The following is a 14,155-nucleotide window of genomic DNA, read 5'->3' as shown; positions in this document are numbered from 1 at the left end:
GGGGCCGCCGCGGGTGCTTGCAGCGCACACTAGCCCGCCCCCGGGGGGGGGGGGGGGGCGGGCGGGGCGGGGGGGGGGGGGGGGGGGGGGGGGGGGCGGGCGCGGGCGCCGCCCCCCCCCCCCCCCCCCACCCCCCCCCCCCCCCCCCCCCCCGGCGGGGGGGGGGGGGGGCCCGCCCCCCCCCCCCCCCCCCCCCCCCCCCCCCCGCCCCTGCCGTCCGCAGGACGCAAGGGCACAAGCCCGCGCAGGAGGTCAGCGACTGCCTGCAGAAACCAAGGCCTTGGACAAGAGCACCTTGAATTGCTCAACATCCTCTGAGGCCATTCTTTCCAATAGCCCCGTCTGCGTCGCCACATGCGCTTCGACCGCCTGATCGATCAGCGCCATCCCCTCCTCTGTCAGACAGATGAGGAAACTCCGGCTATCTGCCGGGTTCACTTTCCGCGCAACCAGCCCGTCTGCCTCCAGCCGGTCGATCCGGTTGGTCATGGTGCCCGAGGCCACCATTGTCGCCCTCAGCAAATTCCCCGGTGACAACTCATAGGGCGCACCGGCGCGCCGCAGCGTTGCCAGAACGTCGAATTTGGCCGCGTTGAGGCCGAAACGCTGAAAGGTCTTTTGCATCTCGGCCTGATAGGCCAGATAAAGCCGCCCCACCCGACCGATTATTCCCATGGCCGTGACATCAAGGTCCGGCCTCTCCCGCTCCCATTGCTGGGTGACAAAATCCACGTGATCCATGCGCCAAGCAGTCGCGGAAAAATATCTTGACGTCAAGATTAAATGTCACTATCTCGACATCGAGATATATATATGGAGGTGACGTCATGATGTCCCGAGACCTATTCCTGACCGCACTGGCCCCTGCCATCTGGGGCAGCAGCTATATCGTGACGACCAATTTCCTCCCCGGCCATTCTCCCTTCACGGTGGCCTTGCTGCGCGCCTTGCCTGCTGGTCTGCTGCTCTTGCTGCTTGTGCGCCGGTTGCCACCATTGGGCTGGGTGCCAAAGCTGCTGGTCCTCGGCGGGCTGAACTTCTCCCTGTTCTGGACCTTCCTGTTTCTGTCCGCCTACCGCTTGCCGGGAGGGGTCGCGGCCACGCTAGGCGCGGTTCAGCCGCTGGTGGTGGTCTTCCTTTCGGGCCTGGTCCTCAACGCCCCGATCAGGCTGGTCTCGATTCTGGCTGCGGCGCTCAGCATGGCAGGCGTTGCCCTTCTGGTTCTCACACCCGCCGCGCAGCTCGACACGGTCGGCGTGCTCGCAGGCCTTGGTGGAGCAGTCTCCATGGCCGCTGGCGTGGTGCTGACCCGCAAATGGCAGCCGCCCGTGCCGCCGCTCACCTTTACCGCCTGGCAGCTGACCGCAGGAGGTCTGCTGCTGATCCCGCTGACGGTTTGGGCCGTGCCCGAGATGCCCAGCTTCACGGCAGAGAACATCCTCGGCCTCGCCTACATGAGCCTGATCGGCGGAGCGCTCACCTATATCCTGTGGTTCCGGGGGCTGTCTCGGATCGAACCCTCTGCCGTTTCGCTGCTTGGCGTGCTCAGCCCGCTGACGGCAGTGATCCTCGGTTGGCTCTTCCTGCAGGAAACGCTGAGCCTTTACCAGATGATCGGAGCGGGGCTTGCCCTCTTCAGTCTGTGGCTGGGGCAACAGGGGGCCAAAGCACGCGTTGCTGGCAAAGAGCCTCAGTCAATGCGCGCGGTGGCCAAGTAGCACGCGCCGAGGACTGTCACTGCGGCGACAAGGGCGTGCATGCCTTGCCGCGGTGGCAGTCGAGCACCTGTTTGCGTAGGGAATGCCCATTCCCGGCGAAGGCAAATTGCCCGCAAGGATCAAAGCGCACGATCAGATCGCGGCCCCGCTGTTCCGCGAAGATCAGGTACTCCACCCCGGATTTTGCCTTCCCGCACCATGGCCCCATGCATTGCACCTCCACCACCACATCCGCCTTTACCGCCTGATCAAAATCGCGGGCACCAAGGAGCTCACCGTTGAAGGAAGCGCGAAACTGGGTCACCGGCGGCGCTGCATTGGGATTGCTGGCAGGCGCCCGCGGCAAGCGGCGTTCGTCGAAAGTCAGCCGCCCCTGCAGGATCGCATAAACACGGCTGGAGTTGGAAGCCGCAAGGTATGCATCCGGAACGCCCCAGGGGCCGCAGCTGAGCGCAGAAGCTGATGAGCCCGCGCCAAGGAGGGCACAGGACGCCACGAGTACCGCGATGAGGCGACGCAGCTTCTTCAACTCCAGCTTCCTAGAGATAGCGCTCAAATTCTTCGACCACCCTTGCGTAGACCTCGCGCTTGAATGGCACGATCTTTTCCACCAGATGCTCCACCGGTTGCCAGCACCAGGCCGAAAACTCCGGATGTTCGGTGTCGATTCGCACCTGATCATCGGTGCCGATAAAACGCATCAGATACCATTTCTGTTCCTGCCCGCGATAACGCCCGCCCCAAAAGCTCGGCACCACATCGTGCGGCAGATCATAGGGAAGCCAGCCTTCGGACTCGGCGATGATCTCCACAAGGGATGGCAAGACGCCGGTCTCTTCCTCCAGCTCCCGCAAGGCCGCCGTGCGCGGGTCTTCGCCCTCGTCGATGCCCCCTTGCGGCATTTGCCAGGCATTCTTGTAACGGTCCGCACGCTGGCCGACAAAGACCGCGCCTTCGGCGTTGATCATCATCACGCCCACATTGCGGCGATAGGGCAGTTTGGCGATGTCATCCGGTGTCATGGGTCTTCCTTGGATCTATCCTTGTTAGGATTAGACCCGCTGCCGCCGGGGCACGCAAGGGGGTGACGCCGCGTTGACAGGTGACAAACCGCGCGTCAGGCGCGATCCTGCGGCGCAAAGAACAGGGAGAGTGTCGATGACTGCGTACCCAAAACTGCTGGCGCCGCTGGATCTGGGTTTTACCACGCTGAAAAACCGCGTGCTGATGGGCTCCATGCATACCGGTCTGGAGGAGACCCGCGACTGGAACCGGGTAGCCGAATTCTATGCCGAGCGCGCGCGGGGCGGTGTGGCCCTGATGGTGACGGGCGGTATTGGTCCCAACCTCGAAGGCTCGGTTCTGCCCGGCGCGGCCATGATGACCACCGAAGAGGACGTGAAGAATCACAGCGTCGTCACGGACCGTGTTCATGAGGCAGGCGGAAAGATCGCCATGCAGATCCTGCACGCGGGCCGGTATGCCTATGGCCCCAAATGCGTGGCGCCCAGCGCCATCAAATCGCCGATTTCCCCCTTCCCGCCGAACGAACTGGACGAGGAAGGCATCGAAAAGCAGATTTCCGACATCGTAAATGCGGCTCGGCTGGCGCAACAGGCCGACTACGACGGGGTCGAGATCATGGGCTCCGAAGGATACTTCCTCAACCAGTTCCTGGTCACCCACACCAACAAGCGCACCGATCGCTGGGGCGGATCTTATGAGAACCGCATGCGTCTGCCGATCGAGGTGGTGCGCCGCACCCGCGAGGCGGTCGGCACAGATTTCATCATCATCTACCGCCTGTCGATGATCGATCTTGTGCCCAATGGCTCGACCCACGAAGAGGTGGTGCAGCTGGCGCAAGAGATCGAAAAGGCAGGCGCCACCATCATCAACACCGGCATCGGCTGGCACGAGGCACGCATTCCGACCATCGCCACCTCGGTGCCACGGGCGGCCTTTGCCTGGGTCACGCAGAAACTGATGGGCAAGGTCTCGATCCCGGTCATCACCTCGAACCGGATCAACACACCCGAAGTGGCAGAGGAAGTGCTGAACACGGGCTGTGCCGACATGGTGTCGATGGCGCGACCCTTGCTGGCGGATGCGCATTTCGTGGCCAAGGCCGAGGCGGGCAAGGCGAGCCAGATCGCGCCGTGTATCGCCTGCAACCAGGCCTGCCTTGATCACACCTTTGGCGGCAAGCTGACCTCCTGCTTGGTGAACCCCATGGCCTGCCACGAGACCGAACTGGTCATCGAACCGGCCGCAACGGCAAAGACGGTCGCCATCGTCGGAGCCGGCCCTGCTGGTCTGTCTACGGCCCTCACCGCCGCCCAGCGCGGCCACAAGGTCACGCTCTTTGACAGGGCCGATGAGATCGGCGGCCAGCTCAATATGGCGAAACAAGTGCCCGGCAAGGAAGAGTTCTGGGGGCTGGTCGACTGGTACCGTGCCATGGTGGCCGACGCGGGCATCACGCTGGAGCTGGGACGCGAGGTCAGCGCCGAGGATCTGACAGGCTTTGATGAGGTGGTGATCGCAACCGGCGTCATACCGCGTGATCCCGCCATCCCCGGCCAGGATCGCGCCAATGTGCTGAGCTATATCGATGTGCTGCGCGGCAAGGCACAGGTCGGAAAACGCGTCGCCGTCATCGGCGCCGGTGGCATCGGGTTCGATGTATCGGAATACCTGCTGCACGAGGGCACCAGTCCGACCGAAGACCTGCCGCTCTGGATGAAGGAATGGGGCGTTGCGGACCCGGCCGAGTACCGCTCGGGCCTGGCCCCGGAAGGACCGCAGCCCGAAGCCCCCGCCCGCCAGGTCACTCTGCTCCAGCGCAAGGCACAGGCTCATGGCAAGGGGCTGGGCAAGACCACGGGCTGGATCCACAGGGCTGCATTGAAAATGAAGAACGTCAATTTCGTCGGCGGCGTGAACTACGAGAAAATCGACGATGAGGGCCTGCACGTTTCCTTTGGCGAAGCGCGTGAGAACCCCTCCGTGATTGCCGCTGACACGATCGTACTTTGCGCGGGTCAGCTCTCCGAGCGTTCCCTAGCGGATGCGCTGGAGGCAAAAGGCATCACTCCCCATGTGATCGGCGGGGCGGATGTGGCCGCCGAACTGGATGCGAAACGGGCAATCAATCAGGGCACACGCCTGGCGGCCGCGCTCTGACGATCCCACGAGAAGGGCAAGGACGGGGGCAAAGAAAAGAACGGGGTGCTCCCGCGCCCGCAGGCGCCCGGCTGCGTCGAGACCCCAAGGCAGTTTTTGCCCCAAAACCGGACACTGGTTCCCGGCCCGACAACAGGGTAGGCTATGATCACATTTACCGTGAGTGAGCTCCCGAATGCCGATCTGCGCCTACGACCTTTGGCCCGATGGGAACTGCCGCAAGGCCCCCGATCTGAACCCGACAGGACGCGGCAGCCTGCGTTGGCTGCATTTCGATCTCGGTGATCCGAAGCTGGCCGACTGGATCGCAGAGCACCTCCCCCCCATCCCTGGCCGCGCGCTGACAGAACAGGAGACCCGCCCGCGCTGCGACGCTCTGGGCAAAGGGCTGATCCTCAATCTTCGTGGCGTCAACCTGAACGCGGGCGCCGCAGCTGCGGAAATGGTCTCCCTGCGCATGTGGGTCACCCCCGAAACGATCGTCACCGTGCGCAAGCGCAAGGTCTTTGCCCTGGATGACATCCGGCAGACGTGTGCCGATGGAAAGGGACCTGGCACTGTCGGCCGCTTCCTCGACCGGCTCATTCATGGGCTGGCCATTCGCGCGCGGGACGTGGTGCTGGACCTGACCACAGCCACCGAAACACTGGAAGAACAGATCGACGAGGGGCGCCTGCCGCCCGATGACGCCCTGAAAACACCACGGCGCGATGTCTTGAAACTGCACAGGTACATGGAGCCGCAGCGGATCGCCCTTACGCGGTTGCAACAGTTGGGCAATCAGCTCATGACCACCGAGGAGCAAACGGATTTGCGAGAGGCCGTCAACCTCGTCACCCTTACCGAAGAGGCGCTGACCTCCCTGAACCAACCGCTGGCAGTGATTCAGGACCACACGGATGCAGAACTGGCTCGCAAGATGAGCCGCAACAGCTACATCCTGTCGATCGTCGCCGCAGTATTTCTGCCCCTTGGCTTCATCACCGGTTTGTTTGGAGTGAACGTGGCCGGCATGCCGGGCGTGGACACACCGCTGGCCTTTGGCATCTTATGCCTTGCCCTCGTGGTGCTCAGCGCCGCGATGATCGCGCTGTTGCGCTGGTCCCGGCTGCTCTGATCACCCTCCACCGCCCCCAAAGGCCGCAACCTCAGCCATGGATTTCACGGCTGTCGCCCGGCGCCTGATCGCGGTCCTCCATCCCGTAATCGCGCAGCACCCCTGCCACGCGCAGCCGGTAGTCTGCAAAGAAATCCTCTCGACCCTGTTTCTGTGCAGCCCTGTGCGCCGATAGCCTGCGCCAGCGCAGGACGGCCTCCTCGTCCTCCCAGAACGACAGCGAAAGCAGTTTTTCCGGGTTGGTGAGGCTTTGAAATCGCTCGACCGAGATGAAGCCCTCCATGTCCTGCAAGAGATCCCGCATCCGGCCCGCGACCTCAAGATAGGCTTCCTTTTTTCCCGGCTTCGGCGTGACTTCGAATATGATCGCAATCATGTGCTGTCTCCATGTGGTTCGGACACCAGTTTGAGCCACGTACGATCCTCGCGGACAAGGAATTTTTCCCGTTGCGCGAATTCATAATTGCTGCGCCCTATCGGGTCTTCGGCAAGGCGGGCGCGATAGGCCTCGTAGGCAGCAAGACTTTCGACATTGTAGATTCCATAGGCCAGCGTCGAGGAGCCTTCCTGCGGAGCGAAATACCCGATCAGCTCAGCACCGCAGCGCGGGATCGCCAGGCCCCAACCCTGAGCATATTCAACAAACTGATCCCGTTTGGTCGGGTCGATATGATAGCGGATCACACATGTCAGCATGGAAGGTCCTTGGTTGAGTGAAAAGTCGTCCCTTCCTAACAAGACCGAACCGCCTGATGCTTCGGCGCCGAGCGAAGCTTCCAGAACCTGCCAAAGTGCATCACCATCCCCTTGGCGGCCCGCCGCACAACTGCTGCTTGCGTTTCGCAAACGTAAACGATGCAACAAAAACCCCGCAATTATCCCAAGCTTGCCCCGTTGTTGCCCGAATTGGGCGGCATCCAATGATGTCAGACGAATAGACCGAGGATGGACGTTATGGATCGACTGACCGAGATGGAGGCCTTTGCCAATGTAGTGGATCAGGGTGGTTTCACGGATGCGGCGCGCAAGATGGGGATCTCCAAATCGGCCGTTTCCAAACATGTGTCCAGCCTCGAGGCGCGCCTAGGCGCGCGCCTTCTGAACCGGACAACACGGCGCGTTTCCCCAACAGAAATCGGTCTTGCCTACTATGACCGCGCCCGCCGCGTGCTGAACGATGCAGGCGAAGCCGATGCTCTTGTGACTTCGATGCAATCCGCGCCCTCGGGGCTTTTGCGGATCTCGGTTGCCACGGATTTTGGCGTCAACCACCTGTCCCCGGTGCTGTCGGACTTTCTGCGCGATTTCCCGGACATCACCGTCAACATGGTGCTCAACAACCGCTATGTGGAGCTGATCTCGGAAGGCTTCGATATGGCCCTGCGCATTGGTGAACTGGAAGACAGCTCTTTGCGCGCCCGCAAGCTGACGGAAACCACCAAGCGGATGATCGCATCCCCCGCCTATCTGGAACAATACGGGCGACCGCAAAAGATCGACGATCTGAACGAACACAAGCTCTTGCACTACTCCAGCCAGTCCAGCGGCAATGTCTGGAAGATCACGGCGCCATCCGGCGAGAAACGCCAGGTCCGCACCTCTGGCTGGCTGTCGGTGAATGATGGGCAATCCCTGCTGAATGCCGCGATTTCCGGCCTCGGCATCGCCTATCTGCCCAGCTACCTTTACTCCGAGGCCATGTCCGAAGGTCTGGTCGAGGATGTGATGCCGAACCTGCCGGTCGAGACTCAAGGCATCTATGCGGTCTACCCGCCGGGCAAGTTCACTCAGCCGAAAGTGCGCGCCTTCATCGATTTCCTCGTCCATTCCTTTGCCGATCGCGATCCGCTCAAGTGGTGACGCCAAGGCGCAACTGACGAACCTCCCGTGAAGACTGGCCCCCGCATCGCTGCGGGGGCGTTTTTCTTTTCGGAGTCAGAGATCGATCTGAAGATGAGGCACCCCGTCCGACGTCTTTTCAGGCGATTGGCCAAGGGGGCCGACGGTGCCCCGGATCCGCTTGCGCCAGTTGGAAAAGCTGTCGAAGGTGACAACATCAACCGCCTCATCCAGATCCAGCTCAAGCCGGAACCAGCCCGGTCGCAGCATCTCGACCGCGCGAACTGTGGCCGAAAACGGCTGCGACAGGTAGCGCCCCGTGATGCGCCCGCCGGGAACAAACCCCTCGGGCGGACGATTTCCCATCGCCGCATGAAAGGTGTTCCAATCGCGATAGCCATGCTGACGAGCCACAAGTTCGAGGCTGTGTCCATGGCTGATCTCACGCCCATCGGCTTGCAGATCGGACCGAAGCTGGCGCGCTTGTGCCTTGGCCTGCGCCGGGGTCGGAAGGGACGCGCTCATTGTTCCGCCCTCCCCTTTGCCGAAACCAGCCCCTGTATCAGGCCGCTATACCTTTCTTGGCGCCACAACAGCACAACAGCCACACAAAGCAGCAGCGCCTCGGCGCTGGGGCCTGCGAGCCAGACACCTGCCTCGCCCAGCCACATTGGGAGGGCAAAGGTCAGCGGCATGGCAAAGAAGAAGGGCTTGGACAGGCTCAGAACGGCGGCCCGGGTGGCATCGCCAATGGCCTGGAAATGCGCCGCAAGCATCATCAGCGGCCCCGATAACAGGAACAAGGCCACAATCACCGGCATGATGGCCGCAACCTTCGCCACGACCGCCGCATCCGCAACAAAGGCAACGGCAATCTGCGGCGCAAAGGCACTGAAGCCGACCTGAACGGCCCCGCAGAACCCAAGCGCAATCAAAAGCGCCAGACGCAGGCTGGCGGTGCTGCGCCCATAAAGCCCGGCACCATAGTTGTTGCCGGTGATGGTCTGCATAGCCTGTGACAACCCAAGGAGCGGCAGAAAGGCAAAGGTCATCACCCGCGTCACGATCCCGTAGGCCGTCACGCTGACGGCATAGTCCTCGTTGCCGACCATTTGCAGCGCAGCCAGGATCGACGTCGCCCCGAGCGACAGCCCCACAAAGCCAAGGCTTTGCGGCGCCCCAAGCGCCAGAATGCGGCGGCCGGGGGCAAGCCCCACGTGAGAGAACACGACCCTTGGATGAAGATGCGTATGGCGAGCCTGCCGGTAGACTACGATCGCGCCCAGTGCCAGTGCTTGCGCCAGAACCGTGCCATAAGCGGATCCCGCAACTCCGAGATCAAGAACCGCGATGAGCAGGTAGTTGAAGCCGAGATTGCTCAGAGACACCGACAGGCTCATGGCCGCCATCATCCCGACATGACCTTCATTGCGCAGGGCATCAGAGTTGATCGACAACACGAACAGCAGCGGCGATGCAAAGGCAAGAATGCCGATGTACTGGCTGGCCAGAGACGCAAGACCGCTATCCCCGTCTGCGGCGCGCAAGATCACCGTCTCTCCAAGAAGCGCATAGGCAAGGATAAGGCAGACCGCGATGATCAGCGCAAGCCAATGGGCTGCGGCATAGGTCTGCCGGGCTTCCTGCAAACGGTGTCCGCCAAGGTGCCGGGCCAGAAGGCTCGACATACCTGTGGACACGAGGGTCGAACAGGCAACGAGGAGCATGAAGAACGGGAACATCAGCGTCACGGCCGCCAGTGCCTCGGGGCCGACATAGGCACCAAGGAATATGGCATCGGCCACGGTCAGGAGGCCGTTCATGCTCATGACGAATATGATAGGTATCGCCGTTCTGGCGAAGAGGACCGGCAATCGGCCGGTCAAATACGGATTGGAAGTCGGATCGTGCATCGCTTTTCAGCCCTCATGCGTCGATCTCGCCAGTTGGATGGGACCCGCGTTACCACCCGCGCGAGACGCAGGGAGGTGAAAAGAGATGTTCCTATGCGCAGAACTTCACCACGGCGATTACGCCTGCGGGAGGCTGGTGTCTGCTACCACAGCCCTGCCTAGGACATGTGCCCGCAACCGTCAAGACAAGGGCTGCGCTCCTCATTTCATAATACTTCGGGGTTGCTCCTCCCATCATCGCACCTACTTTGGCTGTTCAAACCGCACAACGGACAGGCCATGACATGACCGGAGAAGAAGAAGCAGAGGTCCTTGTCATTGGTGCCGGTCTTGCGGGGCTGACCGCCGCCTACGGTCTACAACAGGCGGGGCTCCACGTGCGACTTCTGGAGGGCGCCGAGCGCATTGGCGGACGCATCCACTCGGCCTGCCCCTTGGGCGCTGCCCACGAGCGCGTCGACCTTGGCCCCACATGGGTCTGGCCGAAATGGCAGCCGGTGGTGGCAAAATGGCTAGAAGGCCTCTCAGTCCCGCTGTTCGATCAATACGACCAAGGAGACGGAGTCCTCGACGGCTATGGCCCGGCACCCTATCGGCAGTTTCTACCCGGTCAGGATGGGATCAGCCGCATCAAGGGCGGCCCCTCGTCCATGGTAGACGCCCTGTTTCAAAGGCTCGCCCCCGGTACCGTCGTTCTGAACACCAAGGTCGCCGCGATAGAAACAACGGCGGCCGGCCTGCAAGCAACCACAGCAGAGGGCAGAACCTACACGGCAGGCAGGATCATCCTCGCCGCGCCGCTGCGCGCGATCGCCGAACAGATCGACATTCCCGACTTGCCCGAGGATCTGTTGCACTGCATGCAGACAACACCTACCTGGATGGCCCAGCAGGCCAAGGTCGTGGCCTCATTCAAAGCCCCCTTCTGGCGCGATGCGGGACTGTCAGGCCGCGTGGCAAGCAGGGCCGGTCCCCTTGTCGAAATCCATGATCATACGCCAGCCGATGAAACCTGCGCAGCGCTCTTTGGCTTCGTCGGCTGGCCCCCTGCAGCCCGCGTGAGTGACCCCGAGGGGCTGAAAACCGCGATTCTGGCCCAGCTTGCCCGCTGCTTTGGGAAGGGCGCAGAGCGACCAGAGGACCTGCTGGTGCAGGATTGGAGCACGGAACGCCTGATCTGCAGCAGGGCAGACCTGATGGGGCCGCCAGCGCATCCCGATGTCGGCCCGAACCTGTTGCGGCGCGGCCACCTCGGAGGGCGGCTGTGGCTCGCGGTTTCGGAAACGTCAGACGTAAGTCCGGGCTTGATCGAAGGCGCATTGAACGCTGGGGAAACGGCAGCAGAACGCCTGCGCAGCACCCTCAGCGCATGACCCGGAACGCTCAGGGGCGTTCACGCGGCACCAGGACCGCTTCAACCCGCCGGTTGGCTACGCGACCTTCGCTGGTCAGGTTCGTCCCGATGGGGGCAAGGTAGCCAACGCCCTCTACCCCGATCCGGCCTTCGGAAATGCCCTTCGTTTCAACCAGATGCGCCTTGACGGCCTCTGCCCGCCGCCGGGACAGAGCGATATTGTCCTCAAGTTGCCCCACGGTGTCCGTGTGCCCGACAACCACCACCGAGTATTGCGGGTTGTCAGTCAGGAAATCGGCAAGCGCTTCCAGGCTTTCATAAGTTTCTCTTTGCAGGTCAGCTGTGCCGGTCGCAAAATCCAGCCCTCCTAGGATCGCATGACCGTTTCCGAGCAACTGCGTCCCAAGATCTGCTTCAGCGGTGGCATCAGCCGGTATGTCTGCCGTATCCTCAACAGACGCGGGAGAATATACGGTCAGGCTTGGCTCTTGTGGCGGCAGAACCTCAATGACCTGAAGATATGCATCTGTTCCACTACGAGATACCAGCAAGGATATCGCGCGCGGCCCCTTCACGGCCGACAGGAAATGGTAGTTCCCAATGCTAACCGCCATATCGGGCGCCGGAACCACCTCGATTCCAAAACGAAAGTCAAAACCGCCGCATTGGCGCGCCTCGCATTGAAACAGGATGTCATACCCGCCCTGCTGCAGCTGTTCGCGCAGGGGGGCAAGGATCTGCAGGACCGTGGAATCGCCCTGAATACGCCATGTCTGGCGCAGGATACGTCCCTCCAGAAGACGCTGCGGCACACCCTCCTTGGTCGCAAGACCAACAGGCAGCCCATATGTGCCAAGCGGCGTTTCGCGTGTCGCAAGCGCTTGCACGCCGGCAGGCAGCATCAACTCTGCCCTGGCGCTGCCCGCAGCGCACAAGAGCGCGGCCCCCAAAAGGGCCGCAGCAAAGGATATGCTCCCCCGCGCGATCACCGGAACTGAGCGTGGTATTCGTCGTTCGGAACCATGGCCGTGGCGCTGGCAACCCGGTTGGTCATGTTGAAGAAGGCTGCCACATTGGCGATGTCCCAGATGTCACGATCACTGAAGCCCACATCCCGCAGGGCCTGGCGGTCTGCCTCTTCGACCTCGGCGCTGGCGCGGGTCAGTTGCAAGGCAAAATCGAGCATCGCGCGCTGGCGCGCATCCAGCGGCGCAACGCGGTAGTTCATCACCAACATTTCGCCCAGTTTTGGATCTCCGGACAATTGGCGCACCGCCGCGCCATGGGCGGCAAGGCAATAGAAACAGCGGTTGTACGAAGAAACCACAACCGCGATCATTTCCCGCTCCAGCTTGCTGAGGTTGCTGTCGCCCAGCATCAGATCGTTATAAAGCGCGGTAAAGGTGTTCAGCTTGTCGATATCAAAGGCATGGGCGCGCAAGACGTTGGGCACCATGCCCAGCTTTTCCTGGCAGATGTCAAAATACTTTTGCGTGGCAGGCGGCAGCGGATCCACCTGCGGCAAATCGAGCGCGGTGGGGTTTTGCTGGTCGGTCATGGTCGGGTCTCTCCTCCCTCAGGGTTTGTGCCTGTAGTGGTACTGCCCCACGTGATGCATTCCAAGTGAGGCATAAAGACCGTTCGCGCCCGCATTGGCCTGGGTGCAGACCAGAGCCAGCTCCCGAGCGCCCTGCTCAAGCGCCCAGAAGGCCGCCTGCCGCACCATCCAGGCGCCCATGCCCTTGCGGCGCTGATGGGGCAGGATCTCAAGCGCGTGGATCATCGCAGTACCATCGTGAATGGCGACAAAGCCCGTCCCGGCAGGCTTGTCATTATAGCGTCCCAAGAGGGCTGTCTTTGGCCCCTTTGCCCGCTCCATCACGGCCATCCGCGCCGGACCGATGCCGCCTGCAATCCAGATCTCGCGCTGAATTTCCAAGGATTCCCAGACGCAAAAGGTCGTAACACGCGGGATAGGCACATCGGTCAGCACCTCAGGCGCACAGCTCCAGACATTCACCGGATCCTTGATCACATAGCCACGCGCCTCAAGCTGGGCATCCAGCGCATCGTCGCCGTCGCGGATCATGAACAGCCGATCTTGCCCCATATCCTGCATCGCCGCTTCGGCGGCGGCAATGTCGTCGGAGCCGACAGGCCCGTTTGCCGTGGCAGCAGAGACCCGGCTGCCAGCCCCCTGACCTTCGCGCAGGGTGATGGGGCCGAGGTCACGCTTGGACGCAGGCGGCCAGGTACCCTCTACCACGGCATAATATCGGGGGTCAGTTTTCACTCGCCCCACGCTCAAATGCCCAGCTCCCGCGCCAGCCGCGTCACGGCCGCATCCACCTGCGCCCCGTCAGCGCCGCGCACGACCACATTCGCGCCAAAGGCTCCGTTTTTCTGGAACGGGTAGCAGCCGATCGACAGATCCGCAAAGTCAGCAGCCAGCGCAGAAAGGATCCCGGCAATCTCACCCTCGCCGCGCATGATGCGCAGGGTCTGCGACAACAGAGGGCTGCCCCCCGTCAGGGTCGGCAGGACGCTCGCTACCATCGCCTCAAACACAGACGGCACGCCGGCCATCACATGCACCTTCTTGAGGGTGAATCCGGGGGCGGCAGAGACCGGGTTTTCGATCAATGTGGCCCCATCCGGAATGCGGGCCATGCGCAGGCGCGCCGCGTTCAACTCGGTTCCCGATTTGTCATAGTGCTCCTGCAGGATCGCGCGGGCATCCTCCCGCACATCCAGATGCGCACTGAATGCCTTGGCGATACAATCGGCGGTGATGTCATCATGCGTTGGGCCAATCCCTCCGCTGGTGAAGACATGGTCGTGGGCCTCGGACAGGGCCGTGACAGCCGATATGATCGCTGCTTCATCATCGCTGACCACGCGCACTTCCTTCAGATCGATGCCATGTTTGGTCAGTTCTCCGGCCAGATGATACATGTTGGAATCGCGCGTGCGCCCCGACAGGATTTCATCCCCAATGACCAGCATTGCAGCGGTTGGATTGCCCATG

At 62.2% G+C, this 14,155-nt stretch carries 16 protein-coding genes; 5 read left to right on the top strand and 11 right to left on the bottom strand.

Annotated features, from left to right (window positions below):
- Positions 1–252: 252 nt before the first annotated feature.
- Positions 253–741, bottom strand: coding sequence for a MarR family winged helix-turn-helix transcriptional regulator (locus tag AADA15_RS18815; RefSeq protein ID WP_341643104.1), 489 nt, complete (start codon positions 739–741; stop codon positions 253–255).
- Between the two features lie 86 nt (positions 742–827).
- On the opposite strand from AADA15_RS18815, the gene AADA15_RS18810 reads away from it, so the two are divergent.
- Complete coding sequence (locus AADA15_RS18810; RefSeq protein WP_341643103.1) at positions 828–1,718, top strand: EamA family transporter; 891 nt, start codon at positions 828–830, stop codon at positions 1,716–1,718.
- A gap of 16 nt (positions 1,719–1,734) precedes the next feature.
- Here the strand turns inward: AADA15_RS18810 and AADA15_RS18805 are convergent, their stop codons facing one another.
- Positions 1,735–2,247: a hypothetical protein gene (locus AADA15_RS18805; RefSeq protein WP_341643102.1), complete on the bottom strand. Its 513-nt coding sequence runs from the start codon at positions 2,245–2,247 to the stop codon at positions 1,735–1,737.
- 10 nt (positions 2,248–2,257) lie between these two features.
- Complete coding sequence (locus tag AADA15_RS18800; RefSeq protein ID WP_341643101.1) at positions 2,258–2,740, bottom strand: RNA pyrophosphohydrolase; 483 nt, start codon at positions 2,738–2,740, stop codon at positions 2,258–2,260.
- A 136-nt stretch (positions 2,741–2,876) separates the two neighbouring features.
- On the opposite strand from AADA15_RS18800, the gene AADA15_RS18795 reads away from it, so the two are divergent.
- Positions 2,877–4,904 carry an FAD-dependent oxidoreductase gene (locus AADA15_RS18795; RefSeq protein ID WP_341643100.1) on the top strand — a complete coding sequence of 676 codons (2,028 nt, stop codon included), beginning with the start codon at positions 2,877–2,879 and terminating at the stop codon, positions 4,902–4,904.
- Between the two features lie 175 nt (positions 4,905–5,079).
- Positions 5,080–6,021, top strand: coding sequence for a CorA family divalent cation transporter (locus AADA15_RS18790; protein ID WP_341643099.1), 942 nt, complete (start codon positions 5,080–5,082; stop codon positions 6,019–6,021).
- A 31-nt stretch (positions 6,022–6,052) separates the two neighbouring features.
- Here the strand turns inward: AADA15_RS18790 and AADA15_RS18785 are convergent, their stop codons facing one another.
- Both AADA15_RS18785 and AADA15_RS18780 read right to left on the bottom strand, forming a co-directional pair.
- Positions 6,053–6,397, bottom strand: coding sequence for an antibiotic biosynthesis monooxygenase family protein (locus tag AADA15_RS18785; protein WP_341643098.1), 345 nt, complete (start codon positions 6,395–6,397; stop codon positions 6,053–6,055).
- Positions 6,394–6,717, bottom strand: a complete 324-nt coding sequence (locus tag AADA15_RS18780) for an NIPSNAP family protein (protein ID WP_341643097.1) — start codon at positions 6,715–6,717, stop codon at positions 6,394–6,396. The genes AADA15_RS18785 and AADA15_RS18780 overlap by 4 nt, the downstream gene beginning before the upstream one ends.
- Before the next feature lie 258 nt (positions 6,718–6,975).
- Between AADA15_RS18780 and AADA15_RS18775 the strand changes: the two genes are divergently transcribed.
- The gene (locus AADA15_RS18775; RefSeq protein WP_341643096.1) at positions 6,976–7,881 is read left to right on the top strand and encodes a LysR family transcriptional regulator; all 906 of its coding nucleotides are present in this window, start codon (positions 6,976–6,978) and stop codon (positions 7,879–7,881) included.
- A 75-nt stretch (positions 7,882–7,956) separates the two neighbouring features.
- Here AADA15_RS18775 and AADA15_RS18770 read toward each other — a convergent pair whose 3' ends face one another.
- Positions 7,957–8,385 carry a glyoxalase superfamily protein gene (locus tag AADA15_RS18770; RefSeq protein WP_341643095.1) on the bottom strand — a complete coding sequence of 143 codons (429 nt, stop codon included), beginning with the start codon at positions 8,383–8,385 and terminating at the stop codon, positions 7,957–7,959.
- A complete protein-coding gene (locus tag AADA15_RS18765) occupies positions 8,382–9,773 on the bottom strand; it encodes an MATE family efflux transporter (protein WP_341643094.1) in 1,392 nt (463 codons plus the stop codon). The genes AADA15_RS18770 and AADA15_RS18765 overlap by 4 nt, the downstream gene beginning before the upstream one ends.
- Before the next feature lie 284 nt (positions 9,774–10,057).
- Here AADA15_RS18765 and AADA15_RS18760 point away from each other — a divergent pair, with 284 nt between their 5' ends.
- On the top strand, positions 10,058–11,146 hold the full coding sequence (locus AADA15_RS18760) for a flavin monoamine oxidase family protein (RefSeq protein ID WP_341643093.1): 1,089 nt from the start codon (positions 10,058–10,060) through the stop codon (positions 11,144–11,146).
- Between the two features lie 10 nt (positions 11,147–11,156).
- Here the strand turns inward: AADA15_RS18760 and AADA15_RS18755 are convergent, their stop codons facing one another.
- The 4 genes from AADA15_RS18755 to AADA15_RS18740 form a co-directional block, all read right to left on the bottom strand.
- Positions 11,157–12,029, bottom strand: coding sequence for an OmpA family protein (locus AADA15_RS18755; RefSeq protein ID WP_341643092.1), 873 nt, complete (start codon positions 12,027–12,029; stop codon positions 11,157–11,159).
- Positions 12,030–12,112: 83 nt separating this feature from the next.
- Positions 12,113–12,685, bottom strand: coding sequence for a peroxidase-related enzyme (locus AADA15_RS18750; RefSeq protein WP_341643091.1), 573 nt, complete (start codon positions 12,683–12,685; stop codon positions 12,113–12,115).
- Positions 12,686–12,703: 18 nt separating this feature from the next.
- A complete protein-coding gene (locus AADA15_RS18745) occupies positions 12,704–13,420 on the bottom strand; it encodes a GNAT family N-acetyltransferase (RefSeq protein WP_341643090.1) in 717 nt (238 codons plus the stop codon).
- An 11-nt stretch (positions 13,421–13,431) separates the two neighbouring features.
- Positions 13,432–14,154 carry a competence/damage-inducible protein A gene (locus tag AADA15_RS18740; protein ID WP_341643089.1) on the bottom strand — a complete coding sequence of 241 codons (723 nt, stop codon included), beginning with the start codon at positions 14,152–14,154 and terminating at the stop codon, positions 13,432–13,434.
- Position 14,155: the final 1 nt, after the last annotated feature.

Source organism: Phycobacter sedimenti (genome assembly GCF_038148855.1).
In the GTDB taxonomy this organism is placed as follows: Bacteria; Pseudomonadota; Alphaproteobacteria; order Rhodobacterales; family Rhodobacteraceae; genus Phycobacter; species Phycobacter sedimenti.
Note: the sequence above shows the minus strand (reverse complement) of the source record. Positions and strands in the feature narration are given on the sequence as shown.

Bases quoted from the DNA above. Each gene is read 5' to 3' on its own strand.
- AADA15_RS18815 (WP_341643104.1), bottom strand. From the start codon at position 741: ATGGATCACGTGGATTTTGTCACCCAGCAATGGGAGCGGGAGAGGCCG.
- AADA15_RS18810 (WP_341643103.1), top strand. From the start codon at position 828: ATGATGTCCCGAGACCTATTCCTGACCGCACTGGCCCCTGCCATCTGG.
- AADA15_RS18800 (WP_341643101.1), bottom strand. From the start codon at position 2,740: ATGACACCGGATGACATCGCCAAACTGCCCTATCGCCGCAATGTGGGC.
- AADA15_RS18795 (WP_341643100.1), top strand. From the start codon at position 2,877: ATGACTGCGTACCCAAAACTGCTGGCGCCGCTGGATCTGGGTTTTACC.
- AADA15_RS18790 (WP_341643099.1), top strand. From the start codon at position 5,080: ATGCCGATCTGCGCCTACGACCTTTGGCCCGATGGGAACTGCCGCAAG.
- AADA15_RS18785 (WP_341643098.1), bottom strand. From the start codon at position 6,397: ATGATTGCGATCATATTCGAAGTCACGCCGAAGCCGGGAAAAAAGGAA.
- AADA15_RS18780 (WP_341643097.1), bottom strand. From the start codon at position 6,717: ATGCTGACATGTGTGATCCGCTATCATATCGACCCGACCAAACGGGAT.
- AADA15_RS18775 (WP_341643096.1), top strand. From the start codon at position 6,976: ATGGATCGACTGACCGAGATGGAGGCCTTTGCCAATGTAGTGGATCAG.
- AADA15_RS18770 (WP_341643095.1), bottom strand. From the start codon at position 8,385: ATGAGCGCGTCCCTTCCGACCCCGGCGCAGGCCAAGGCACAAGCGCGC.
- AADA15_RS18765 (WP_341643094.1), bottom strand. From the start codon at position 9,773: ATGCACGATCCGACTTCCAATCCGTATTTGACCGGCCGATTGCCGGTC.
- AADA15_RS18760 (WP_341643093.1), top strand. From the start codon at position 10,058: ATGACCGGAGAAGAAGAAGCAGAGGTCCTTGTCATTGGTGCCGGTCTT.
- AADA15_RS18755 (WP_341643092.1), bottom strand. From the start codon at position 12,029: ATGCTGCCTGCCGGCGTGCAAGCGCTTGCGACACGCGAAACGCCGCTT.
- AADA15_RS18750 (WP_341643091.1), bottom strand. From the start codon at position 12,685: ATGACCGACCAGCAAAACCCCACCGCGCTCGATTTGCCGCAGGTGGAT.
- AADA15_RS18740 (WP_341643089.1), bottom strand. From the start codon at position 14,154: ATGGGCAATCCAACCGCTGCAATGCTGGTCATTGGGGATGAAATCCTG.